Origin of the sequence: Pseudomonas sp. T8 (assembly GCF_024610635.1) — a bacterium.
GTDB lineage: Bacteria > Pseudomonadota > Gammaproteobacteria > Pseudomonadales > Pseudomonadaceae > Aquipseudomonas > Aquipseudomonas chlororaphis_I.
The window spans coordinates 4697757-4720381 of record NZ_CP102374.1 but is presented as its reverse complement, the minus strand read 5'-3'; the positions used below and the strand labels follow the sequence as shown (position 1 = coordinate 4720381).

Annotated in this window: 23 protein-coding genes; 12 read left to right on the top strand and 11 right to left on the bottom strand. The window is 63.9% G+C overall.

All coding sequences use genetic code 11. The features are described 5' to 3' along the window. The 3 genes from NRG23_RS21245 to NRG23_RS21235 all read right to left on the bottom strand — a co-directional run bounded on the left by NRG23_RS21245 (position 1) and on the right by NRG23_RS21235 (position 1657). Entirely contained in the window at positions 1–795 is a 795-nt protein-coding gene (locus tag NRG23_RS21245; protein ID WP_007921204.1) for a thiazole synthase, read from the bottom strand. 209 nt (positions 796–1004) lie between these two features. Next, a complete protein-coding gene (thiS, locus tag NRG23_RS21240) occupies positions 1005–1205 on the bottom strand; it encodes a sulfur carrier protein ThiS (protein ID WP_016704841.1) in 201 nt (66 codons plus the stop codon). 71 nt (positions 1206–1276) lie between these two features. After that, complete coding sequence (locus NRG23_RS21235; RefSeq protein ID WP_016704840.1) at positions 1277–1657, bottom strand: DUF423 domain-containing protein; 381 nt, start codon at positions 1655–1657, stop codon at positions 1277–1279. Between the two features lie 73 nt (positions 1658–1730). Between NRG23_RS21235 and mtgA the strand changes: the two genes are divergently transcribed. After that, complete coding sequence (gene mtgA / locus NRG23_RS21230) at positions 1731–2453, top strand: monofunctional biosynthetic peptidoglycan transglycosylase (protein WP_009051324.1); 723 nt, start codon at positions 1731–1733, stop codon at positions 2451–2453. A gap of 162 nt (positions 2454–2615) precedes the next feature. Here mtgA and rpoH read toward each other — a convergent pair whose 3' ends face one another. From rpoH to ftsY, 4 genes are all read right to left on the bottom strand, one after another. After that, positions 2616–3470: an RNA polymerase sigma factor RpoH gene (gene rpoH, locus NRG23_RS21225; RefSeq protein ID WP_007921212.1), complete on the bottom strand. Its 855-nt coding sequence runs from the start codon at positions 3468–3470 to the stop codon at positions 2616–2618. Positions 3471–3585: 115 nt separating this feature from the next. Beyond that, entirely contained in the window at positions 3586–4608 is a 1023-nt protein-coding gene (ftsX, locus tag NRG23_RS21220; protein ID WP_081359510.1) for a permease-like cell division protein FtsX, read from the bottom strand. Then, positions 4605–5276 carry a cell division ATP-binding protein FtsE gene (ftsE, locus tag NRG23_RS21215; protein WP_009051326.1) on the bottom strand — a complete coding sequence of 224 codons (672 nt, stop codon included), beginning with the start codon at positions 5274–5276 and terminating at the stop codon, positions 4605–4607. The genes ftsX and ftsE overlap by 4 nt, the downstream gene beginning before the upstream one ends. Continuing rightward, complete coding sequence (ftsY, locus tag NRG23_RS21210; RefSeq protein WP_016704837.1) at positions 5273–6814, bottom strand: signal recognition particle-docking protein FtsY; 1542 nt, start codon at positions 6812–6814, stop codon at positions 5273–5275. The genes ftsE and ftsY overlap by 4 nt, the downstream gene beginning before the upstream one ends. A gap of 621 nt (positions 6815–7435) precedes the next feature. Here ftsY and NRG23_RS21205 point away from each other — a divergent pair. From NRG23_RS21205 to NRG23_RS21185, 5 genes are all read left to right on the top strand, one after another. After that, the gene (locus NRG23_RS21205; protein WP_009051328.1) at positions 7436–8791 is read left to right on the top strand and encodes a pitrilysin family protein; all 1356 of its coding nucleotides are present in this window, start codon (positions 7436–7438) and stop codon (positions 8789–8791) included. After that, positions 8784–10274, top strand: a complete 1491-nt coding sequence (locus tag NRG23_RS21200; RefSeq protein WP_103331444.1) for a pitrilysin family protein — start codon at positions 8784–8786, stop codon at positions 10272–10274. The genes NRG23_RS21205 and NRG23_RS21200 overlap by 8 nt, the downstream gene beginning before the upstream one ends. Then, on the top strand, positions 10274–10894 hold the full coding sequence (gene rsmD / locus NRG23_RS21195; RefSeq protein ID WP_007921224.1) for a 16S rRNA (guanine(966)-N(2))-methyltransferase RsmD: 621 nt from the start codon (positions 10274–10276) through the stop codon (positions 10892–10894). Before NRG23_RS21200 ends, rsmD begins: the two co-directional genes overlap by 1 nt. Before the next feature lie 63 nt (positions 10895–10957). Next, entirely contained in the window at positions 10958–11962 is a 1005-nt protein-coding gene (locus tag NRG23_RS21190) for a hydrolase (RefSeq protein ID WP_110175766.1), read from the top strand. Beyond that, positions 11959–12792 (top strand): AraC family transcriptional regulator, encoded by an 834-nt coding sequence (locus tag NRG23_RS21185; RefSeq protein WP_257371983.1) that lies wholly within the window; start codon positions 11959–11961, stop codon positions 12790–12792. The genes NRG23_RS21190 and NRG23_RS21185 overlap by 4 nt, the downstream gene beginning before the upstream one ends. Positions 12793–12913: 121 nt before the next feature. On the opposite strand, the gene NRG23_RS21180 is transcribed toward NRG23_RS21185, so the two are convergent. Together NRG23_RS21180 and NRG23_RS21175 are read right to left on the bottom strand one after the other, a co-directional pair. Next, positions 12914–13768: a sulfurtransferase gene (locus NRG23_RS21180; protein ID WP_257371981.1), complete on the bottom strand. Its 855-nt coding sequence runs from the start codon at positions 13766–13768 to the stop codon at positions 12914–12916. Positions 13769–13807: 39 nt separating this feature from the next. Continuing rightward, on the bottom strand, positions 13808–14479 hold the full coding sequence (locus NRG23_RS21175) for a TetR/AcrR family transcriptional regulator (protein ID WP_038575050.1): 672 nt from the start codon (positions 14477–14479) through the stop codon (positions 13808–13810). Positions 14480–14624: 145 nt separating this feature from the next. Between NRG23_RS21175 and NRG23_RS21170 the strand changes: the two genes are divergently transcribed. The 5 genes from NRG23_RS21170 (at position 14625) to NRG23_RS21150 (ending at position 19343) form a co-directional block, all read left to right on the top strand. Then, entirely contained in the window at positions 14625–16055 is a 1431-nt protein-coding gene (locus NRG23_RS21170; RefSeq protein WP_257371977.1) for a coniferyl aldehyde dehydrogenase, read from the top strand. 27 nt (positions 16056–16082) lie between these two features. Beyond that, positions 16083–16628 (top strand): hypothetical protein, encoded by a 546-nt coding sequence (locus NRG23_RS21165; protein ID WP_016704831.1) that lies wholly within the window; start codon positions 16083–16085, stop codon positions 16626–16628. A 114-nt stretch (positions 16629–16742) separates the two neighbouring features. Continuing rightward, positions 16743–18338, top strand: a complete 1596-nt coding sequence (locus NRG23_RS21160) for a GMC family oxidoreductase (RefSeq protein WP_016704830.1) — start codon at positions 16743–16745, stop codon at positions 18336–18338. Positions 18339–18453: 115 nt separating this feature from the next. Further along, complete coding sequence (coaD, locus tag NRG23_RS21155; RefSeq protein WP_003229157.1) at positions 18454–18933, top strand: pantetheine-phosphate adenylyltransferase; 480 nt, start codon at positions 18454–18456, stop codon at positions 18931–18933. Positions 18934–19091: 158 nt separating this feature from the next. After that, positions 19092–19343 carry a YfhL family 4Fe-4S dicluster ferredoxin gene (locus NRG23_RS21150; protein ID WP_007921257.1) on the top strand — a complete coding sequence of 84 codons (252 nt, stop codon included), beginning with the start codon at positions 19092–19094 and terminating at the stop codon, positions 19341–19343. 106 nt (positions 19344–19449) lie between these two features. On the opposite strand, the gene mutM is transcribed toward NRG23_RS21150, so the two are convergent. Together mutM and NRG23_RS21140 are read right to left on the bottom strand one after the other, a co-directional pair. Next, complete coding sequence (gene mutM / locus NRG23_RS21145) at positions 19450–20262, bottom strand: bifunctional DNA-formamidopyrimidine glycosylase/DNA-(apurinic or apyrimidinic site) lyase (RefSeq protein ID WP_007921258.1); 813 nt, start codon at positions 20260–20262, stop codon at positions 19450–19452. A gap of 34 nt (positions 20263–20296) precedes the next feature. Next, complete coding sequence (locus NRG23_RS21140) at positions 20297–21109, bottom strand: HDOD domain-containing protein (protein WP_164485217.1); 813 nt, start codon at positions 21107–21109, stop codon at positions 20297–20299. A gap of 264 nt (positions 21110–21373) precedes the next feature. Between NRG23_RS21140 and NRG23_RS21135 the strand changes: the two genes are divergently transcribed. After that, complete coding sequence (locus NRG23_RS21135; protein ID WP_007921262.1) at positions 21374–22570, top strand: class I SAM-dependent rRNA methyltransferase; 1197 nt, start codon at positions 21374–21376, stop codon at positions 22568–22570. Positions 22571–22625: the final 55 nt, after the last annotated feature.

The window sequence follows — 22625 nt, the reverse complement described above, 5'->3', positions numbered from 1 at the left end:
TTACTTGATCAGACCATCCAGCGGCGAGGAGGCGCTGGCATAGAGTTTCTTCGGCATGCGGCCGGCGAGGTACGCCAGGCGGCCTGCCACAATGGCGTGCTTCATGGCTTCGGCCATCAGCACCGGTTGTTGTGCATGGGCGATGGCCGAGTTCATCAGCACCGCTTCGCAGCCCAGTTCCATGGCGATGGTGGCGTCGGAGGCAGTACCGACACCGGCATCCACCAGCACCGGGACCTTGGCTTCTTCGAGGATGATCTGCAGGTTGTACGGGTTGCAGATCCCCAGGCCAGTACCGATCAGGCCAGCCAGCGGCATGACCGCGATGCAGCCCATTTCCGCCAGCTGGCGGGCGATGATCGGGTCATCGCTGGTGTACACCATCACGTCGAAACCTTCCTTGACCAGCACTTCGGCGGCCTTGAGGGTTTCCAGCACGTTGGGGAACAGGGTTTTCTGGTCGGCCAGCACTTCCAGCTTCACCAGGTTGTGGCCGTCGAGCAGTTCACGGGCCAGGCGGCAGGTGCGCACGGCCTCGACCGCGTCATAGCAGCCGGCGGTGTTCGGCAGGATGGTGTAACGGTCCGGCGGCAGGATATCCAGCAGGTTCGGTTCGCCCGGGTTCTGCCCGATATTGGTCCGGCGCACGGCGACGGTGACGATCTCGGCACCCGAGGCTTCGATGGCCAGGCGGGTTTCTTCCATGTCACGGTACTTGCCGGTGCCTACCAGCAAACGCGACTGGTAAGTACGACCGGCCAGGACGAAAGGCTTGTCGCTGCGAACGTTGCTCATCGGAAATCCTCTGTTGGGGTGAGGTTCTTGCAGAATGCTTTATTAGACCAAACGCCGTGAAAACGTAGCGAGCGAAGGCAAGACAAGGCAAAAACAGGCGAGGAACGGTTGGAGTCGCACCCGACTTTACTGGCTGTAAATGAGCATTCCGAGCCTGTTTTTAACGCAGTATTGCGCGCGAAGCCTGCAGTAGTTTTCACGGTGTTTGGCTAGCCGCCGCCGATGGCGTGGACTACTTCGACCTGATCGCCCTCGTTGAGGGTGGTCTCGGCGTGCAGGCTGCGCGGGACGATATCCAGGTTGAGTTCGACCGCGATCCGGCGTCCGGTCAGGTCCAGACGGGTCAGCAGGGCCGCAACGGTTTCGCCGTCGGGCAGTTCAAAGGATTCGCCGTTCAACTGAATGCGCATGCCGGATGCCGCCATCATTTTTAGGGGCCAGCATTCTAGCCCGATCATGACCTAAAGGTCAGCTACAAGCGTCAAGCGGTCAGCTGCAAGCGCCAGGCGGCAAGACCCAGGCATAACCAGCCGATCAGGAAGGCCAGCCCACCGAACGGGGTGACAATGCCCAGCTTGCTGAAACCGGTCAGGGTCAGCAGGTAGAGGCTGCCGGAAAACAGCAGGATGCCGATGGCGAACGAAGCGCCGGCCCAGGTCATCAGGCGGCCGGGGATCTGCGTGGCCAGCAGCGCCACGCCCAGCAGCGCCAGGGTGTGCACCAGCTGGTAGGTGACGCCGGTATGGAAAATCGCCAGGTATTCCGCGCTCAGGCGATTTTTCAGGCCATGGGCAGCGAATGCACCCAGGGCAACGCCGGTAAAGCCGAAAAAGGCGGCCAGCATCAGGAAACCACGCAGCATGAGGAACTCCAGTCAGAATCGTCGGTCGGGCCTGTATAATGGCGCGCTCAACGGGTTCGGCCAAGCCATCTCTATGCTGCGTTTATTTTTCCGTCGTTTCTCTAAAGCCCTGCTCTGGTTCGCCGTCGGCAGCGTTTTGCTGGTGCTGGTGTTCCGTGTCGTGCCGCCTCCGGGCACGGCCTTGATGGTCGAACGCAAGGTCGAATCCTGGGTCGACGGCGAACCCATCGACCTGCAACGCAGCTGGAAACCCTGGGACGAGATCTCCGACGACCTGAAGGTGGCGGTGATCGCCGGCGAAGACCAGAAGTTCCCTGAACACTGGGGGTTCGACTTCGGCGCGATCCAGGCCGCCTTCGCCCACAACGAGCGCGGCGGTTCGATTCGTGGCGCCAGCACCCTGAGCCAGCAGGTGGCGAAAAACCTGTTCCTGTGGTCCGGACGCAGCTGGCTGCGTAAAGGGCTGGAGGCTTGGTTCACCGGGCTGATCGAGATCTTCTGGCCCAAGCAACGGATTCTCGAGGTCTACCTCAACAGCGTTGAGTGGGACGAAGGCGTATTTGGCGCCGAGGCCGCGGCGCGGCATCACTTCGGCGTCAGCGCGGGCTCGCTGTCGCGGCAGCAGGCCAGCCTGCTGGCCGCGGTCCTGCCCAATCCACGGGTATGGAGTGCCAGCCATCCGAGCAGCTACGTGGCGCAACGGGCCGGCTGGATCCGCCGGCAGATGAACCAGCTGGGCGGCGACAGCTACCTGCTGGGCCTGAACGATTCGCGCAAGGCGCTGTGGGCGCAGTGACGTTCAAGATCTGATCGCGAGCAAGCTTCGCTCCCACAGAAGAATGCGCGGCCCCGTAGGCGCGAAGCTTGCTCGCGATAGCGCCCTTACAGATACCGCCGCCCCAACGCCACAAACAAAAACGCCCCGATCGAATCGGGGCGTTTTGTATTGCGTGGCGTATTACGCGGCAATCGATAGCTTGAGCTTGTTCATCGCGCTCTTCTCGAGCTGACGGATACGCTCGGCCGAGACGTTGTACTTCTGCGCCAGGTCATGCAGCGTGGCTTTCTCTTCCGCCAGCCAGCGCTGGTAGAGGATGTCGCGGCTGCGGTCGTCCAGCACTTCCAGCGCTTCGTGCAGGTTGCTGGTGGAGTTGTCGGTCCAGTCGGCGTCTTCCAGCTGACGAGCCGGATCGTACCGGTGGTCTTCCAGGTAGTTGGCCGGCGATTGGAAGGCGCTGTCGTCATCCGCTTCGGCGGCTGGGTCGAAGGCCATGTCATGGCCGGTCAGGCGGCTTTCCATCTCGCGCACTTCGCGCGGCTCCACACCGAGGCTTTCCGCCACACGATGGACTTCTTCGTTGTTCAACCAGGCCAGGCGCTTCTTCTGGCTGCGCAGGTTGAAGAACAGCTTGCGCTGGGCCTTGGTGGTCGCGACTTTCACGATGCGCCAGTTGCGCAGGATGAACTCGTGGATTTCCGCCTTGATCCAGTGCACGGCGAACGAAACCAGACGCACACCCATTTCCGGGTTGAAGCGTTTTACAGCCTTCATCAGGCCGACGTTGCCTTCCTGAATCAGGTCGGCCTGGGCCAGACCGTAGCCGGAATAGCTACGGGCGATATGTACGACAAAACGCAGGTGGGCGAGCACCATCTGCCGAGCCGCCTCAAGATCCTGCTCATAGTAGAGACTCTCGGCCAGTTCACGCTCCTGCTCGGGCGTCAGCAATGGAATGCTGTTCACCGTGTGCACATAGGCCTCCAGGTTCGCACCCGGGACCAAGGCATAAGCAGGTTGCAAAGAAGTGGTCATACGAAAAAACCTCCGACTCACATAACTCGTGCTTATTCAGCACTGCTGAAAATTGACCGGGAACCACAAAACAAGTTCCCAAAAATTCTAAAAGGTCAATACAAGCAAAAAGACACTATTTCGGCGCCAGCTCCCGCAAGTGACGGGCCACCGCAATCCACGCACCGATATACCCCAACAACACCGCGCCAAGCAAGAGTGATAGACCATCGGCGACCGGCACGCCAGCCAGGGCGAAATCACTGCCGTACAAGCCGGCCAGCCCCACTACCGCGTCGTTCAGCCAGTTGAGGCCGAACGCCAGAACACCCCAGGACAGAATCCCCGCACCGAAGCCATACAAGGCGCCCATATAAAGGAAGGGACGCCGTACATAACTGTCCGTGCCGCCGACGAGTTTAATCACTTCTATCTCGGTGCGGCGGTTTTCAATATGAAGACGAATGGTATTGCCTATCACCAAAAGTAATGCAGAAACCAGCAACACCGTCAGGCCGAAGACAAACCGGTCGCCCAGCTTGAGGATCGCCGCCAGCCGCTCGACCCACACCAGGTCCAGCTGCGCCTGCTGCACCTTGGGCATTTCCGCCAGGCGCTGGCGCAAGGCTTCCAGGGTCGCCTTGTCCACTTCGTTCGGCGTGACCAGGACCACGCCCGGCAGCGGGTTCTGCGGCAACTCCTTGAGCGCCTCGCCCAGCCCGGACTGCTGCTGGAACTCGTCCAGGGCCTTGTCCTTGCTGATGAACTCGGCATCCGCCACGCCCGGCATGGCCTTGATCTGCTCACTCAGGCTTTCGCCCTCGGTGGCGCTGGCGTCGAGCTCCAGGTACAGGGAAATCTGCGCCGCGCGCTGCCAGGAGCCACCCAGGCGCTCGACGTTGTTGAGCAACAACGACAAGCCCATCGGCAGGCTCAGGGCCACGGCCATCACCAGGCAGGTGAAGAAACTGCCGATCGGCTGTTTGCCCAGGCGACGCAGGCTGTCGAGCAGGCTGGCGCGATGGCTTTCGATCCAGGCGTGCAGCAGGGTGCTGAAATCCGGACCGTCGTCTTCGTCGCGTTTTTTCTTCTGCGGCGGTTGATCCGGGGCTTTCGGAGCCACGCGTTCGGCCACTTTAGGGCTGCGGGTCGCACTCATACGCTAGCCTCCCCGTCGCCGATCAATCGGCCGCGTTGCAGGGTCAGCATGCGGTGGCGCATGCGCGCGATCAGCGCCAGGTCGTGACTGGCGATCAGCACGCTGGTGCCCAGACGGTTGATATCTTCGAATACGCCCATGATTTCCGCCGCCAGACGCGGGTCGAGGTTACCTGTGGGTTCGTCCGCCAGCAGCAAGGCCGGGCGGTGCACGATGGCGCGAGCAATGCCGACGCGCTGCTGCTGACCGGTGGACAGGTCGCCCGGGTAAAGATCGGTCTTGTCCGAGAGCGCCACGCGCTCCAGGGCCGAGTCCACGCGCTTGGCGATTTCGGCCTTGGACAGGCCGAGGATCTGCAGCGGCAAGGCGACATTGTTGAAAACGGTGCGATCGAACAGCAGCTGGTGGTTCTGGAACACCACGCCGATCTGCCGCCGCAGGAACGGAATCTGCGCATTGCTGATGGTGCTCAGGTCCTGACCGGCCAACAGCAGCTTGCCGCTGGTTGGACGCTCCATGGCCAGCAGCAACCGCAGCAGCGTGGACTTGCCGGCGCCAGAATGACCGGTGACGAACAGAAACTCGCCCCGACGAACCCGGAAACTCAGCTCGTGCAAGCCGACATGGCCGTTCGGATAACGCTTACCGACCTGTTCGAAACGAATCATGAACGCTCCCGCTCGGCAAACAGTGCCTGGACAAAGGGTTCGGCTTCAAAGGTACGCAGGTCGTCGATGCCCTCACCGACGCCGATATAGCGGATCGGCAGGCCGAACTGCTTGGCCAGGGCGAAGATCACCCCGCCCTTGGCGGTGCCGTCAAGCTTGGTCAGGGCCAGGCCGGTCAGCTCGACCGTCTGGTTGAACTGCTTGGCCTGGTTGATGGCGTTCTGGCCGGTACCGGCGTCGAGCACCAGCAACACTTCGTGCGGCGCGTCGGCGTCGAGCTTGCCGATCACCCGGCGGACCTTCTTCAGCTCTTCCATCAGGTTGTCTTTGGTGTGCAGGCGGCCGGCGGTGTCGGCGATCAGCACATCGATGCCACGGGCCTTGGCGGCCTGCACGGCGTCGAAGATCACCGAAGCCGAGTCGGCGCCGGTGTGCTGGGCGATGACCGGGATCTTGTTGCGCTCACCCCAGACCTGCAGCTGTTCCACGGCTGCGGCGCGGAAGGTGTCGCCCGCGGCGAGCATGACCTTCTTGCCTTCGAGCTGCAGCTTCTTGGCCAGCTTGCCGATGGTGGTGGTCTTGCCGGCGCCGTTGACGCCCACCACCAGAATCACGAAGGGCTTGGTTTGCGAAGCGATCTGCAGCGGCTGCTCCACCGGCTTGAGCATGCTCGCCAGCTCGGCCTGCAGCGACTTGTACAGCGCATCGACGTCGGTCAGCTGCTTGCGCGCGACCTTCTGGGTCAGGTTCCGGATGATCACCGCGGTGGCTTCCACGCCCACGTCGGCGGTCAGCAGGCGGGTCTCGATATCTTCCAGTAACTCGTCGTCAATGGTCTTCTTGCCCAGGAACAGGCTGGCCATGCCTTCGCCAATGCTGGCGCTGGTCTTGGACAGGCCCTGCTTGAGGCGGGCGAAGAAGCCGACCTTGTTGTCTTCGGCACGGGGCGGCTCGACGGCAGCAGGCACTTCGACCGCCGCGACCGGAGCAACTGGAGCAACGACAACCGGGGCAGGCTCCGGTGCTCGGACAGGCTCGGGCTGCACGAAGGCCGCGATCACTGGTTGTGGCACGTCCTCCTCTTCGATCGGCGCCTGGGCCGCAGCTGGCTCGCTGTGTGCCAACTCGGCCACCAACAGCTCGGCGGCTTGCTGCACATCGGTCGCGGCCGGAATCGGCGGGGTGATGTGCGGCGCCTGCTCGTCTTCCACCAGCGCCACCGGCTCTTCCGCCACCGGCAGGGTCAGCCAGGGCTTGTGCTCGGGGGTCAGCGGCAGTTCCGGCGCGGGAGCATGTTCGACCGCCGGCGCAGGTTGTTCAGGCTGCAGGATCGGCTCGGCAATCGGCGACACCACAGGAGCGGCGACTTCGACAACCGGGGCTTGATCTATAACGGGAGCGGGAGCCGGGGCAGGCTCGACAGGGACTTGTGGCTGTTCGACGACGGTTTCCTGCGGTTTTTTGCGCAGCCATCCGAACAGGCCTTTCTTTTCGCCAGCCGCGGCTGGGGTCTTCTTGTCGTCGTTGGAACCAAACATGGAGGACGGCTATCTCAAGGTAGCGACGCGCCATCAAGGCGCACCGGCAAATAAATATTCGATGCAGAACAGACTGCGTTTCCGCCGGCTTGTTCACGCGCAACATTTTGTCGAGGTGCCCAATGGCATCTCAAGGATCGATTTTACTAAAGGACTGAAACGGCAAAATCGGCGAAAAGTCGAAGTCTAGTTGATAAAACAGCGCTTCTTGCCGGGAACCCATACAACCTGCTCAAGCACACGTTGATCCATGCGAGCCTGATAGGCGTGGCCGCCAGTAAAACGGATCAGTATCCTAGGGCGTGTCATCAATCATTACCAGTACCGCGTGGCCGCCTGAAAACGGGCCAGGCAAGGCGCAGTCCGCCGGAAATGTGTTTTCCTTTCCAAGGACTGCAACGCAGCATGGCCCGCTTTCAGGCGCCACCCGGAGGGCCGGGCCTGCCAGTGCGCAGGGCTGCGTTGCTCGGAGTTTATTTGGAATGACCAAACCACACTCCTCGCGCCTTGCCCTGCGCACTGGCAGGCTCCGGCGCGGTACTGGTAATGATTGATGACACGCCCCAACCTCTCGCCCGTAGGCTAAGACCAAGCGGGCAGTCCAACAGGTTTAAAAAACGAATGAATGCTCTAGCCCGCCGCGCCGCAGGCCTGCTGCTCAGTACGGTTTGTCTGCCCCTTTCAGCCTTGGCTGCCGATCCACAACCCACCCACGAATTCAGCCTCGACAACGGCCTCAAGGTCGTGGTCCGGGAAGACCATCGGGCTCCGGTCGTGGTCTCCCAGGTCTGGTACAAAGTCGGCTCCAGCTACGAAACCCCGGGCCAGACCGGTTTGTCCCACGCCCTGGAACACATGATGTTCAAGGGCAGCGAAAAGGTCGGCCCCGGCGAAGCCTCGCTGATCCTGCGCGACCTGGGCGCCGAAGAGAACGCCTTCACCAGCGACGACTTCACCGCCTATTACCAGGTGCTGGCCCGTGACCGCCTGGGCGTGGCCTTCGAGCTGGAAGCCGATCGCATGGCCAGCCTGCGCCTGCCGCCGGACGAGTTCAGCCGCGAAATCGAAGTGATCAAGGAAGAGCGCCGCCTGCGCACCGACGACAAGCCGATGTCCAAGGCCTTCGAACGCTTCAAGGCGATGGCCTACCCGGCCAGCGGCTACCACACGCCGACCATCGGCTGGATGGCCGACCTCAACCGGATGAAGGTCGAGGAGCTGCGCCACTGGTACGAGTCCTGGTATGTGCCGAACAACGCCACCCTGGTGGTGGTCGGCGACGTCACCCCGGACGAAGTCAAAACCCTGGCCCAACGTTATTTCGGCGCGATTCCCAAGCGCGCCGTGCCCGCGGCGAAGATTCCCCTGGAACTGGCCGAGCCCGGCGAGCGGCAGATCACCCTGCGGGTGAAGACCCAGTTGCCGAGCGTGATGCTGGCCTTCAACGTGCCGAGCATTGCCACCGCCGAAGACAAGCATTCGGTGCATGCCCTGCGCCTGATCGCCGCGCTGCTCGACGGCGGCTACAGCGCCCGCATCCCGACCCGCCTGGAGCGTGGCGAAGAGCTGGTGTCCGGCGGTTCGTCGAGCTTCGACGCCTACACCCGCGGCGACAGCCTGTTCCTGCTTTCGGCCATGCCCAACAGCCAGAAGAAGAAAACCATCGCCCAGGCCGAAGCCGGGTTGTGGCGTTTGCTCGAAGAGCTGAAAACCACCCCGCCGACCGCCGAAGAGCTGGAGCGCGTGCGCGCCCAGGTGATCGCCGGCCTGGTCTACGAGCGTGACTCCATCACCAGCCAGGCCACCGCCATCGGCCAGCTGGAAACCGTCGGCCTGTCGTGGAAACTCATGGACACCGAACTCGCCGAACTGCAAAGCGTGACCCCTGAAGACATCCAGAAGGCCGCTCGTACCTATTTCACTCGCGAACGCCTGAGCGTTGCCCACGTATTGCCTGAGGAGTCCGCTCATGAGTAAGCGCAAAAGCGCCAGCCCGGTCCTGCTCGGCCTGGCACTCGTGGCCCTGATCATCGCTGCCGGCCTTTATCTGCTGCGGGCGAACGAATCCAACGCCAGCCAGGCGCTGGACAAGGCCAAGAGCAGCCAGAAGCTGCAATCCCTGGCCGAGCTCGACGGCAAGGCCCCAAGCCGCCGCAGCCTCGACATCAAAACCTGGAGCACCGCCGAAGGCGCCAAGGTGCTGTTCGTCGAAGCCCATGAGCTGCCGATGTTCGACATGCGCCTGACCTTCGCCGCCGGCAGCAGCCAGGACGGCGACGCGCCAGGCCTGGCGATGCTGACCAACGCCATGCTCAACGAAGGCGTGGCCGGCAAGGATGTCGGCGCGATCGCCGAAGGTTTCGAAGGCCTGGGTGCCGACTTCGGCAACGGTGCCTACAAGGACATGGCCATCGCCTCCCTGCGCAGCCTGAGCGCACCGGACAAGCGCACGCCGGCCCTGCAACTGTTCGCCGATGTCGTCGGCAAGCCGACCTTCCCGGCCGACTCCCTGGCGCGCATCAAGAACCAGATGCTTGCCGGTTTCGAATACCAGAAGCAGAACCCCGGCAAGCTGGCGAGCCTGGAACTGATGAACCGCCTGTACGGCAGCCATCCGTATGCCCACTCCAGCGACGGCACCGCGCAGAGCGTGCCGCCGATCAGCCTGGCCCAGCTGCGGGCGTTCCACGCCAAGGCCTATGCCGCCGGCAACGTGGTGATCGCCCTGGTGGGCGACCTGTCGCGCAGCGATGCCGAGGCGATTGCCGCACAGATCTCCTCTGCCCTGCCCAAAGGCCCGGCGCTGGCGAAAATCCCGCAACCGACCGAGCCGCAGGCCAGCGTCGGCCATATCGAATACCCGTCCAGCCAGACCAGCCTGCTGCTGGCGCAACTGGGCATCGATCGTGACGACCCGGATTACGCCGCGCTGTCCCTGGGCAACCAGATCCTTGGCGGCGGCGGTTTTGGCACCCGGCTGATGAGCGAAGTGCGCGAGAAGCGCGGCCTGACCTACGGCGTCTATTCCGGCTTCAGCCCGATGCAGGCCCGTGGCCCGTTCATGATCAACCTGCAGACCCGCGCCGAAATGAGCGAGGGCACCCTCAAGCTGGTGCAGGACGTGCTCGCCGACTACCTCAAGACCGGCCCGACCCAGAAGGAACTCGACGACGCCAAGCGCGAGCTGGCCGGCAGCTTCCCGCTGTCCACCGCCAGCAACGCCGACATCGTCGGCCAGTTGGGCGCCATCGGCTTCTACAACCTGCCGCTGAGCTATCTTGAAGACTTCATGCAGCAGTCCCAGAGCCTGACGGTGGAGCAAGTCCGGGATGTACTGAACAAGCACCTGAGCGCGGACAAGATGGTCGTCGTCACCGCCGGTCCGACCGTGCCGCAAAAGCCGTTGCCGGCCCCTACTGAAAAACCCGCCGAGCAGCCGCTCGGGGTTCCGGAGCACTAATGGCCAGCCCATCGCGTCCCAGCAAGAAACCCGTCCACAACCAGCACAACGGCGTGGGCCAACTGCGCATCATCGGCGGCGAGTGGCGCAGCCGTCGCCTGAGCTTCCCCGATGTGCCGGGCCTGCGCCCGACCCCGGACCGGGTGCGCGAAACCCTGTTCAACTGGCTGGCGCCTTATGTCGCCGGGGCCAAGGTGCTCGACCTGTTCGCCGGCAGCGGCGCGCTGTTTCTCGAAGCCCTGTCCCGTGGCGCCGCCATGGGCCAGGCGCTGGATGCCAGCAACCTGGCCGTGTCGCGCCTGCGCGAGCACCTGGGCACCCTGCGCTGCACCGTCGGCCAGGTGCAGACCGCCGACGCCCTGCGTTATCTGGAAACCCAGCCGGCCAGCCGTTTCGACCTGGTGTTCCTCGACCCGCCGTTCCATCAGAACCTGCTGCCGGCCGCCTGCGCCCTGCTGGAAGAACGCGACTGGCTGGCCGACGACGCCTGGGTCTATACCGAAAGTGAAACCGCGCCGTCGACCCTCGGCCTCCCGGCGAACTGGCGCCTGCACCGCGAGCAGAAATCCGGGCAGGTGTACTACGCCTTGTGGCAACGTATGGCAGAGATCGCCGGTTAAACCACTGGCCTGAAAAGGTGCGCAGCCCCGCCGGGGACGCGCACCGCTGCTACGAGAATCACCGTGCCTACTCCGTCAGATCGCTTCATTCCCGCCTTCGGCCTCGGCAACCCGCACCTGCAAACCCTGTGGGGTCCGCTGTGGCGCAAGACCACTCACCTCGACCGCCAGCGCGAACGCCTGTGGCTCGACGACGGCGACTTTCTCGATCTCGACTGGCACGGCCCGCACACCGCCACCGCGCCCCTGGTGCTGGTGCTGCACGGCCTGACCGGTTCTTCCAATTCGCCTTACGTGGCCGGCCTGCAAAAGGCCCTGGCGAACCAGGGCTGGGCCAGCGCGGCGCTGAACTGGCGCGGCTGCTCGGGCGAGCCGAACCTGCTGCCGCGCAGCTACCACTCGGGCGCCAGCGAAGACCTGGCCGCCGCCATCGACCACCTGCGCAGCAAGCGCCCGCTGGCCCCGCTGTTCGCGGTGGGCTACTCGCTGGGCGGCAATGTATTGCTCAAGCACCTGGGGGAAAGCGGCAGCGCCAGCCAGCTGCAAGGCGCCGTCGCGGTATCGGTGCCGTTTCGCCTGGACCAGTGCGCCGACCGTATCGGCCAGGGCTTTTCCAAGGTCTACCAGGCGCATTTCATGCGCGAGATGCTTGCCTACATCAAGGACAAGCAGCGCCAGTTCCAGCACGACGGGCGCCATGAGGGCCTGGCCGTGCTGGAGCGGCTCGGGCCGCTGGAAAAGCTGCGCACCTTCTGGGACTTCGACGGCCGGGTCACCGCGCCGCTGAATGGCTTTGCCGATGCCCAGGATTATTACCGGCGTGCCTCCAGCCGCTATTTCCTTGGGGAAATCCGCACACCAACCCTGATCATCCAGGCCGCGGACGATCCTTTCGTATTCCCCCACAGCCTGCCGGAAGCCCGGGAGCTGTCCGGCAGCACCCACTTCGAATTGCAGGCCAAGGGTGGGCACGTCGGCTTTGTCGAGGGTTCGGTGAAGACGCCGGGTTATTACCTGGAACGGCGCATTCCCCAGTGGCTGTCCGGCCTGGGGGGCGAGCTGCGATGAACAGCGGCCAGGGCGAATCGATCCGTTTCTGGCAAACCGCACCCCTGGCCGGCGTGGAGTTGCTGGCCGCGCGTTATATCGAGCATCGCTTCGTGCCCCATGTGCATGACGGCTATGTGATCGGCATGATCATGGACGGCGCCCAGCGCTACCGTTATCGCGGCGCCGAGCACCTGGCGGGGCGCGGCACCCTGGTGCTGATCAACCCGGACGAGTTGCACACCGGCCACAAAGGCACCGAGGACGGCTGGCTGTACCGGGCGTTTTATCCGGACAACGCGCAAATCCTCGCCATGCTGGGCGAGCTGGAATTGCCCACCGACAGCCTGCCGGCCTTCGGCGCCACGCTGTATCGCGACCCCGATCTGGTCAGCGGCTTCTGCCAGTTGCATCAATTACTGGAAAGCCCGGCCACCGCCCTGCAACAACAGACCCTGTGGCGGGAAATGATGCTCTTGCTGCTGCGGCGTCACGCCGGGGTCAAGGCGCCGGGCAAACCCGGGCGGGAACACCGGGCGATCGTCCAGGCCAAGGAGTTGCTGCAAGCGCAACTGGCCGCCCCGCCGTCCCTGGAAGAACTGGCCGCGGCGGTCAATCTCTCGCCGTTTCATTTCGCCCGGGTATTCCGTCGCGCCACCGGCATGCCGCCGCACACCTGGCTGATGCAACAGCGCATCGCCCAGGCCCGGGCATTGCTGCGCGACGGTTGCCTGCCGCTGGAGGTGGCGACGCAATTGGGGTTCGCCGACCAGAGCCATCTGAGCCGGCAGTTCAAGCAGGTCTATGGCGTGGGGCCGGCGGCCTATCGCAGCGCCCGCCAGTTTCTCTGAAACAGCACCTGTCCCTGTAGGAGCGAAGCTTGCTCGCGAAAAATGTCTCAGGCGACGCGGTCCAGCAGAAACAACGCAGCGCCTGGATCGCGAGCCAGCTTCGCTCCTACGGTAAGGGGATTCAGTCGCCCGTGGCGACCGCGCGCTGCGGATCGGTGATCCATTCGCTCCAGGAGCCGGCATACAACTTGCCCAGGGGATAACCGGCCAGGCACAGGGCGAACAGGTTGTGACAGGCGGTCACGCCCGAACCGCAGTACGCCACCAGTTCGGTCGGCGCACGCTCGCCCAGCTTCGCGGCAAAACGCTTCTTGAGCTGATCGGCCGGCAGGAAACGGCCGTCGCTGTCCAGGTTGTCGGTGAAAGCCGCGCATTGCGCGCCGGGGATATGCCCGGCCACCGGGTCGATCGGCTCCACCTCGCCGCGAAAGCGTGGCTGGGCGCGGGCGTCGAGCAGGGTCAGGGTCGGCTGGCCGAGGCGTTTTTGCAGCTGCTCGGCACTCAGCAGCAGGGTTTTGTCGGGCTGGCCCGTGAAATGGCCGAGAACATTGGTCGGCGGATCCAGGCTCAACGGCAGGCCCGCGGCGTGCCAGGCTTTCAAGCCGCCATCGAGGATGAACACACCGTCGCGCTTGCCCAGCCAGGCCAGCAGCCACCAGGCGCGGGCCGCATAGGCACCGGGGCCGTCGTCGTAGAGCACGATGTCGCTGTCGGCGTCGATGCCCCAGGCCTGCAGGCGCGCGATCAGCGTCGCCGGTTCGGGTAGCGGATGGCGCCCGGTCATGCCCTTGACCACCCGCCCACTGAGATCGCGCTCCAGGTCGGCAAAATGCGCGCCGGCCAGATGCCCGCTGGCATAACTGCGCTGGCCGTAATCCGGGTCTTCCAGGGCAAAACGACAATCGATAATCACCAGCCCGGGCTGCTCCAGGCGAGCGGCCAATTGCTGTGGACTGATCAGTTGCGCGATGGGCATGACGGGCTCCAGTAATTGAACGATGACTTGATCCAGATCCTACTGCACTTCTTCCAGGGCTTGCGCCAGGGGCACGTAAAACTCGTCGTATAGCGCGTCGACCGCCTCCCGGGCATGGTCGGTGACAAATCCGGCCTCCAGCACCAGCACCTGATACACCCCGCGCTTGATCGCTTCTTCGCTCAGGTGCGCGGAGTTTTCCCGGGTGGTGCACAAAAAACGCACCCAGGAGGTGAGGATGATCCAGGCATTGAGGGTCAGGGACTCGATCTGCACCTTGTCCATCCGCAGGATGCCGGCCTCGACGAAACCTTCGTAGATCGCCGTGCCGTGGATCAGGCAGCGCTGGGAGAAGCGCCGGTAACGGGCGGCCAGTTCGGCGTCGCTGTCGAGCAGGTGTTCCAGGTCGCGGTGCAGGAAGCGATAGCGCCACATGGCGGCCAGCAACTCCTGCAGGTAATAGCGCTTGTCTTCCACGGTCACGCTGCGGCCCTGGGGCAGGCGCAGGAAGCTGTCGACCAGGGCTTCGTACTCGCAGAACAGCACGGCGATGATCGCCTGCTTGTTGGGGAAGTGGTAATACAGGTTGCCCGGTGAAATCTCCATGTGGGCGGCAATGTGGTTGGTGCTGACACTGCGTTCGCCTTGCTGGTTGAACAGTTCCAGGCTGTTCTGGACGATACGTTCGCGGGTTTTTATGCGTGGGGCCATGAGCGTGGGCTTTAATCGAGAAGGCATTGCCCGGCATCTTACGACCTATCCCCGATGGGATAAATCAAAGCTGGCCCGGGATCTCATTTGACATTTTAGAGTATAAACTCTAAAAATCTCCCACCCACAAAAACCGGAGCCGCCCATGTCTGCCGAAATCGCCTACTTGCCGGAAGCCCACCAGCAGCTGGATGAGCTCCACCGCCTGTTCGCTGTCCAGCGCCAGGCCTTCGCGGCCAACCCCATGCCGCCGGCCGGCCAGCGCCAGCAATGGCTCAAGAGCCTGCGCGACCTGCTCGACAGCGAACGCCAGGCCCTGATCGAGGCCATCAGCGAAGATTTCAGCCATCGCAGCGCCGACGAAACCCTGCTCGCCGAAATCATGCCCAGCCTGCAGGGCATCCACTACGCCAGCAAACACCTCAAGGGCTGGATGAAACCTTCGCGGCGCAAAGTCGGCGTGGCCTTCCAGCCGGCCTCGGCCAAGGTCGTCTACCAGCCATTGGGCGTGGTCGGGGTGATCGTGCCGTGGAACTACCCGCTGTTCCTGGCCATCGGCCCGCTGGTCGGCGCGCTCGCCGCCGGCAACCGGGTATTGCTCAAGCTCAGCGAATCGACCCCCGCCACCGGCCTGCTGCTCAAGCGCCTGCTGGCCAAGGCGTTCCCCGAGGACCTGGTCGCCGTGGTGCTGGGCGAAGCCGACGTGGGCGTGGCCTTCTCCCGGCTGCCTTTCGATCACCTGCTGTTCACCGGCGCCACCAGCATCGGCAAGCATGTGATGCGCGCCGCGGCGGAAAACCTGACCCCGGTGACCCTGGAGCTGGGCGGCAAGTCCCCGGCCATCGTTTCCGATGACGTGCCGCTCAAGGACGCCGCCGAACGCATCGCCTTCGGCAAGACCATGAACGCCGGCCAGACCTGCGTCGCCCCGGACTACGTGCTGGTCCCGGAACACCGCGTCGGCGCCTTCGTCGACGCCTATCGCCAGGTGGTCCGGGGCTTCTTCCCGACCCTGGTCGACAACCCCGACTACACGGCGATCATCAACCCGCGGCAACTGGCGCGCCTGAACAGCTACATCAGCGACGCCACCAGCAAGGGCGCGCTGCTGATCCCGCTGTTCGAGGAGAACCAGGAACGGCGCATGGGCCACAGCCTGATGCTCAATGTCAGCGACGACATGACGGTGATGCAGGACGAGATCTTCGGCCCGATCCTGCCGATCGTGCCCTACACCGGCCTGGACCAGGCCGTCGCCTACATCAACCAGCGCCCTCGCCCCCTGGCGCTCTACTACTTCGGCTACGACAAGGCCGAGCAGGAGCGGGTACTCAACGAAACCCACTCGGGCGGGGTCTGCCTCAACGACACTCTGCTGCACGTCGCCCAGGACGACATGCCGTTCGGCGGCATCGGCCACTCGGGCATGGGCCATTACCACGGTCACGAAGGCTTCCTGACCTTCAGCAAAGCCAAGGGTGTACTGAGCAAGCAGCGCCTGAATGCCGCGCGACTGATCTACCCGCCTTATGGCAAACCGATCCAGAAGCTGATCCAGAAGCTGTTCATCCGCTAACCAGACCATTGCCGGGTAATAACAATAATGACCCCCAGCCTGCCTGCAGCACCCGTACTGTCGCGCCGTGGCCTGTTGAAAATCGGCCTGTGCGCCAGCGCGTTCCTGACCACCGCCGGCCTCGGCGCCAGCCTCAGCGGCTGCTCGTCCGGCACCGCGGCCAGCGGCTTTACCGCATTGCGCAGCAGTGACCTGCCGGTGCTGCGGGCGCTGATCCCGGTCATGCTCGACGGCGCCGTGGCTGCCGAGAAGCTGCCGGCGGCGCTCGACGCCACCCTGAACAGCCTGGATCACAGCCTCGACCACCTGTCGCCGGAGATGCTCAAGCTCACCCGCCAGCTGTTCGACGTGCTGGGCATGGGCATCACCCGCGGCCCCCTGACCGGCATCTGGGGCAGCTGGGAAAACGCCAGCGCCGAAGACATCCGGCACTTTCTCGAACGCTGGAAAAACAGCTCCCTCAGCCTGCTGCGCATGGGCCACGCGTCCCTGCTGCAACTGGTGATGATGGCCTGGTACAGCCGCCCCGAATCCTGGGCCCATTGCGGTTATCCCGGGCCGCCCAGGATCTGATACCCGTAGCCGCTGCCGCAGGCTGCGATAAGCCCCGCAGGGGCTTGCTTTGCAGTCGATCGGCAGCCTGCGACAGCGGCTACAAAAATACAGAACAACAAGAGAGCGCCTGATATGCCCGTACCCGATCTGTTTCGCGAAGGCCTGGCCCGAGGCTGGAAAACCTACAACGGCTCGCAATTGCAGGAGGACCTGACCCTCGAAGCGGATGTCGCCATCATCGGCAGCGGCGCGGGCGGCGGCACCAGCGCCGAGATCCTCAGCGCCGCCGGCTACAAGGTGCTGCTGATCGAAGAAGGCCCGCTCAAGACCAGCGACGACTTCAAGATGCTCGAGGACCAGGCCTACACCAGCCTCTATCAGGAAGGCATCGGCCGCATGAGCAAGGACGGCGCCATCACCATCCTGCAAGGCCGCGCGGTCGGCGGCACCACCCTGATCAACTGGACCTCCAGCTTCCGTACCCCCGAGCCGACCCTGGAGCACTGGGCCAAGGAGCACGGCGTCAAGGGCCACAGCCCGGCCGAGATGGCGCCCTGGTTCGAAAAAATGGAGCAGCGCCTGGGGGTCGCTCCGTGGATCATGCCGCCCAACGCCAACAACGACGTGATCAGGCTCGGCTGCGAGAAGCTCGGCTACAGCTGGCACGTGATCCCGCGCAACGTGCGCGGCTGCTGGAACCTCGGCTATTGCGGCATGGGCTGCCCGACCAACGCCAAGCAGTCGATGATGGTCACCACCATCCCCGCAACCCTGGAGAAAGGCGGCGAACTGCTGTACCTGGCCCGCGCCGAGCGCTTGCAGATCAAGGGCGACCAGGTCGAGAGCCTGCTCTGCCTGGCCATGGACGAGCGCTGCGTGGCGCCCACCGGGCGCACCATCAAGGTCAAGGCCCGGCACTACGTGCTGGCCGGTGGCGGCATCAACAGCCCGGCCCTGCTGCTGCGCTCCGATGCGGCCGATCCGCACAAACGCCTGGGCAAACGCACCTTCCTGCACCTGGTGAACTTCTCCGCCGGGCAGTTCGACCAGGTGATCAACCCGTTCTACGGTGCGCCGCAGTCGATCTACTCCGATCATTTCCAGTGGCAGGACGGCGCCACCGGCAAGATGTCCTACAAGCTCGAGGTACCACCGCTGCAACCGGCGCTGGCCGCCACCCTGCTCGGCGGTTTCGGCCCGCAAAGCGCCCTGAACATGCAGCAACTGCCCCACACCCACGCCATGCTCGCGCTGCTGCGCGACGGTTTTCACCCGGACAGCAGCGGCGGCAGCGTGGAACTGCGCGGCGACGGTTCGCCGGTGCTCGACTATCAGGTCTCGGACTACGCCTGGGACGGCGTGCGCCGGGCCTTTCACAGCATGGCGCAGATCCAGTTCGCCGGCGGCGCCAAGGCGGTCATGCCGATGCACAGCGATGCCCGCTACGTGAAGACCCTGGCCGAGGCCAGGACCCTGATCGACGGCCTGAACCTTGCGCTGTACCGCACCCGCCTGGGCAGCGCCCATGTGATGGGCGGTTGCGCCATGGGCGAAGACCCGAAAAACGCTGTCGCCGACAGCCTGGGCCGCCATCACCAACTGGCCAATCTGTCGATCCACGACGGTTCGCTGTTCCCCACCAGCATCGGCGCCAATCCGCAATTGTCGGTCTACGGCCTGACCGCGCAACTGGCCACGGCCCTGGCCGAACGGCTGAAAAGCAGGTGAAAACGCCGCTTATTTTCGTCGTCTATAGTGCTTTCTTCCGTTACAGGCGACTTGGCCGACCGGAAAGGCTGCGATACCATCCGACTCCCCAACGGACTCCCGCCAGGACGACGCGATGAACCGAGTGTTGTACCCAGGTACCTTCGACCCTATTACCAAGGGCCATGGCGATCTGGTCGAACGCGCCTCGCGCCTGTTCGATCATGTGATCATCGCCGTCGCCGCCAGCCCGAAGAAAAACCCGCTTTTTCCCCTGGAACAGCGTGTGGAACTGGCTCGCGAGGTCACCAAGCATCTGCCGAACGTTGAAGTCGTCGGTTTTTCCACGCTGCTAGCGCATTTCGCCAAGGAGCAGAACGCCAATGTCTTCCTGCGGGGGCTGCGGGCGGTTTCGGACTTCGAATACGAATTCCAGCTGGCCAACATGAACCGCCAACTGGCGCCGGACGTGGAAAGCCTGTTCCTCACGCCGTCTGAACGTTATTCGTTCATTTCCTCGACCCTGGTCCGGGAAATCGCGGCATTGGGCGGCGATATCAGCAAGTTCGTGCATCCGGCCGTGGCCGACGCCCTGACCCTGCGCTTCAAGAAATAACCCCCGCGGGAGCTGGCGCAGCCTGCGCCAGCTCCCGCGCAGTCGACCTGCAAACGCCCCTCCCATCGAGCCCCGCGTGCACTGCGCTCGCCAATGCGGCACAATTGCGCCATTGGTTTTTCAAATGCCTGGGCCCGCCGCCCTGGCCGGAGTGCCCCATGTCCCTGATCATCACCGACGATTGCATCAACTGCGACGTCTGCGAACCCGAGTGCCCGAACGCCGCGATTTCCCAAGGCGAAGAGATCTACGTGATCGACCCGAACCTGTGCACCCAATGTGTCGGCCACTATGACGAGCCGCAATGCCAGCAGGTCTGCCCGGTGGATTGCATCCCACTGGACGAGGCCCACCCGGAAACCGAAGAAGAGTTGATGGCCAAGTACCGGAAGATCACCGGCAAGGCTTGAGAAATTTAGCGTCTGGCTGGACGCCTTCGCGGGCAAGTCGGATCGCCGCCCGCTCGCCCCTACAGGGTTTTGCTTCTGTAGGAGCGAGGCTTGCCCGCGATGCTTTTCAGCTCTGGCATTTAGGGCAGAACACGCTCGCACGCTGCCCCAGCTTGATCTCGCGCAGCCCCGTGCCACAGACCTTGCAGTGTTCCCCGCCACGCCCGTAGACGAACAGTTCCTGCTGGAAATAGCCCGGCTGCCCGTCGCCGCCGATAAAGTCGCGCAGGGTGGTGCCGCCGCGCTCGATGGCCGCGGCCAGGATACGTTTGATCTCGATCGCCAGCTTCAGGTAGCGCGCCCGGGAAATCCCCTTGGCTTCGCGACGCGGGTCGATGCCGGCGGCGAACAGCGCTTCGGTCGCGTAGATATTGCCCACCCCCACCACCACCGCGTTGTCCATGATGAACGGCTTGACCGCCATCGAACGTCCCCGCGACAGCTGATACAGGCGCTCGCCGTCGAACAGGTCGGTCAGCGGCTCCGGCCCCAGGCGGATCAGCAGCTCGTGATTGAGCGGATCGAGGCTCCAGAGCATCGCGCCAAAGCGCCGCGGGTCGGTGTAGCGCAGTGCCAGGCCGGACTCCAGCTCGATGTCGACGTGCTCGTGCTTGGCTGCCGGCAGGCCAACCTCTACCAGGCGCAGGTTGCCCGACATGCCCAGGTGACTGATCAGGGTGCCGACTTCGGCATTGATCAGCAGGTACTTGGCGCGGCGCTCGACCTTGACGATCTGCTGGCCGGACAGGCGCACATCGAGGTCCTCCGGAATCGGCCAGCGCAGACGCCGCTCGCGCACGATCACGCGGCTGACGCGCTGCCCTTCCAGGTGCGGCGCGATACCGCGCCGGGTGGTTTCGACTTCCGGTAATTCAGGCATGTGCGCCTCGTGTTCTCTATAACGTGGTCGGGAATCAGTGCGCGCCCAGTTCGCGCACGGTTTCCTTGAGGTTCTCGAAGTCATAGTCGGACAGGCCGACGTAATCGAGGATCAGATGGCCGATGCTGTTCCATTCATGATCATCGACCTGATTGCCCAGCACCCGGTAGGACGCGCAGATATGCTCGGCCATTTTCAGGATCGCCAGCAGGTTCTTCAGCTGGCTGTTGCGCGAAGACTCGTCGCTGAAGATCGCCAGCGCGTTGTGATGATTGGCGATGGCGTTGGTCACGTGCTCCGGCAGGCGCCAGGACTTGGCCGTGTAGTAACCGACCACCGCGTGGTTGGTATTGAACACACGGTTTTCCGTATCCACCACCCGGTTCTCGGGGCCCGCGCTGGCGTAGGCCTCTTCCAGCACCGTCATGTAGTCGGGGAAGCGCTTGAGCATCAACGGCACGCCGCAATCGTGGAACAGCCCCAGGGCATAGGCTTCGTCGACCGCTTGCGAGCCGGTGCGCTTGGCCAGGGTCAGGCAGGTCATCGCCACATCCTGGGCGGTGTCCCAGAAACGATTGAGGGTGACGATGGTTTCGTCGCTCATCTCGCCCTTGATCGACTGCGCGTTGATCAGGTTGATGATCGAACGGCTACCCAGCAGGTTCACCGCGCGCTGGATCGAGGCGATCTTGTTGCTCAGCCCGTAATACGGCGAGTTGACGATTTTCAGCAGGGCGCCGGAAAGGCCCGGGTCCTGGGAGATCAGCCGCGCGATCACTTCCAGGTCAGGGTCGGGCATGTACTGCTCCATCTGCAAATCCACCATGATTTGCGGTTGGGGCGGCACGCTGATGCCTTGCAGGGCCTGTTGAATCTGTTCGGCGGAAAGCTCTTGGGACATAGATACGCACTCTGGACTAGGCGGCGATTCTAACCCTTTAAAAGGCGCCCATGGCCACCCGAAAGGAACTTTACAACGAGCGCCTCGGGGCAACGCCGGGGCAGGCGCGGGATATCCATGGCGGGTCTGCCCTGTCACCGCATATCCACTCGCCAGCCTCTCGGCGAGCGCAACACGTTATACTCCCGCTCTTTTTTCCGGAGCGACGTCATGTCCCTGCCAAGCCTGCGCCTCAAAGCCAACGCCGATCGCCGCCTGCGCGCCGGCCACCTGTGGGTCTACAGCAACGAAATCGATGTAGCCGCCACCCCACTCCACGGCTTCAAGGCAGGCGACCAGGCAGTGTTGGAAGCCGCCGGCGGCAAGCCGCTGGGCGTCGTCGCCATGAGCCCGAACAACCTGATCTGCGCCCGCCTGCTGTCGCGCGACGCCAAGCTGGCGCTGGACAAGTCGCTGCTGGTGCACCGCCTGAACGTGGCCCTGTCGCTGCGCGAGCGCCTGTTCGACAAGCCGTTCTACCGCCTGGTCTACGGCGACTCCGACCTGCTGCCGGGCCTGGTGGTCGACCGTTTCGGCGACATCCTCGTGGTGCAGCTGGCGTCGGCGACCATGGAACAGCACAAGGACGACGTGATCGCCGCCCTGGTCCAGGTGCTCAAGCCAAGCGGCATCCTGTTCAAGAACGACTCCGCCGCGCGTGATGCCGAAGGCCTCAACCGTTACGTGGAAACCGTGTTCGGCCTGGTGCCGGAGTGGGTCGCCCTGGAAGAGAACGGCGTGAAGTTCGAAGCCCCGGTGATGGAAGGCCAGAAAACCGGCTGGTTCTACGACCACCGCATGAACCGCGCCCGCCTGGCGCCTTACGCCAAGGGCAAGCGCGTGCTGGACCTGTTCAGCTACATCGGCGGCTGGGGCGTGCAGGCCGGCGCCTTCGGTGCCAGCGAAGTGTTCTGTGTCGATGCCTCGGGCTTCGCCCTCGATGGCGTTGAACGCAACGCCGCCCTGAACGGCATCGCCGAGAAAGTCACCTGCATCGAAGGCGACGTATTCGAGGCCCTGAAAGAACTCAAGGCCGCCGAAGAGCGTTTCGACGTGATCGTGGCCGACCCGCCCGCCTTCATCAAACGCAAGAAAGACCTGAAGAACGGCGAAGGCGCCTACCGCCGCCTGAACGAACAGGCCATGCGCCTGCTCAGCAAGGACGGCATCCTGGTCAGCGCTTCGTGCTCGATGCACCTGCCGGAAGACGACCTGCAGAACATCCTGCTCACCAGCGCCCGCCACCTGGACCGCAATATCCAGCTGCTGGAACGCGGCGGCCAGGGCCCGGACCATCCGGTGCACCCGGCCATCCCGGAAACCCGCTACATCAAGAGCATCACCTGCCGCCTGCTGCCTAACAGCTGAGCCTGACTGGACGCCCCTTGCCCCACGCGGCAAGGGGCATCCATGCCGATTGCCC

Bases quoted from the DNA above. Each gene is read 5' to 3' on its own strand.
- mutM (WP_007921258.1), bottom strand. From the start codon at position 20,262: ATGCCTGAATTACCGGAAGTCGAAACCACCCGGCGCGGTATCGCGCCG.
- rpoH (WP_007921212.1), bottom strand. From the start codon at position 3,470: ATGACCACTTCTTTGCAACCTGCTTATGCCTTGGTCCCGGGTGCGAAC.
- ftsY (WP_016704837.1), bottom strand. From the start codon at position 6,814: ATGTTTGGTTCCAACGACGACAAGAAGACCCCAGCCGCGGCTGGCGAA.
- coaD (WP_003229157.1), top strand. From the start codon at position 18,454: ATGAACCGAGTGTTGTACCCAGGTACCTTCGACCCTATTACCAAGGGC.
- NRG23_RS21165 (WP_016704831.1), top strand. From the start codon at position 16,083: ATGACCCCCAGCCTGCCTGCAGCACCCGTACTGTCGCGCCGTGGCCTG.
- NRG23_RS21160 (WP_016704830.1), top strand. From the start codon at position 16,743: ATGCCCGTACCCGATCTGTTTCGCGAAGGCCTGGCCCGAGGCTGGAAA.
- NRG23_RS21200 (WP_103331444.1), top strand. From the start codon at position 8,784: ATGAGTAAGCGCAAAAGCGCCAGCCCGGTCCTGCTCGGCCTGGCACTC.
- ftsE (WP_009051326.1), bottom strand. From the start codon at position 5,276: ATGATTCGTTTCGAACAGGTCGGTAAGCGTTATCCGAACGGCCATGTC.
- NRG23_RS21135 (WP_007921262.1), top strand. From the start codon at position 21,374: ATGTCCCTGCCAAGCCTGCGCCTCAAAGCCAACGCCGATCGCCGCCTG.
- thiS (WP_016704841.1), bottom strand. From the start codon at position 1,205: ATGCGCATTCAGTTGAACGGCGAATCCTTTGAACTGCCCGACGGCGAA.
- NRG23_RS21205 (WP_009051328.1), top strand. From the start codon at position 7,436: ATGAATGCTCTAGCCCGCCGCGCCGCAGGCCTGCTGCTCAGTACGGTT.
- mtgA (WP_009051324.1), top strand. From the start codon at position 1,731: ATGCTGCGTTTATTTTTCCGTCGTTTCTCTAAAGCCCTGCTCTGGTTC.
- NRG23_RS21170 (WP_257371977.1), top strand. From the start codon at position 14,625: ATGTCTGCCGAAATCGCCTACTTGCCGGAAGCCCACCAGCAGCTGGAT.
- rsmD (WP_007921224.1), top strand. From the start codon at position 10,274: ATGGCCAGCCCATCGCGTCCCAGCAAGAAACCCGTCCACAACCAGCAC.
- NRG23_RS21185 (WP_257371983.1), top strand. From the start codon at position 11,959: ATGAACAGCGGCCAGGGCGAATCGATCCGTTTCTGGCAAACCGCACCC.
- NRG23_RS21150 (WP_007921257.1), top strand. From the start codon at position 19,092: ATGTCCCTGATCATCACCGACGATTGCATCAACTGCGACGTCTGCGAA.
- NRG23_RS21180 (WP_257371981.1), bottom strand. From the start codon at position 13,768: ATGCCCATCGCGCAACTGATCAGTCCACAGCAATTGGCCGCTCGCCTG.
- ftsX (WP_081359510.1), bottom strand. From the start codon at position 4,608: ATGAGTGCGACCCGCAGCCCTAAAGTGGCCGAACGCGTGGCTCCGAAA.
- NRG23_RS21235 (WP_016704840.1), bottom strand. From the start codon at position 1,657: ATGCTGCGTGGTTTCCTGATGCTGGCCGCCTTTTTCGGCTTTACCGGC.
- NRG23_RS21245 (WP_007921204.1), bottom strand. From the start codon at position 795: ATGAGCAACGTTCGCAGCGACAAGCCTTTCGTCCTGGCCGGTCGTACT.
- NRG23_RS21175 (WP_038575050.1), bottom strand. From the start codon at position 14,479: ATGGCCCCACGCATAAAAACCCGCGAACGTATCGTCCAGAACAGCCTG.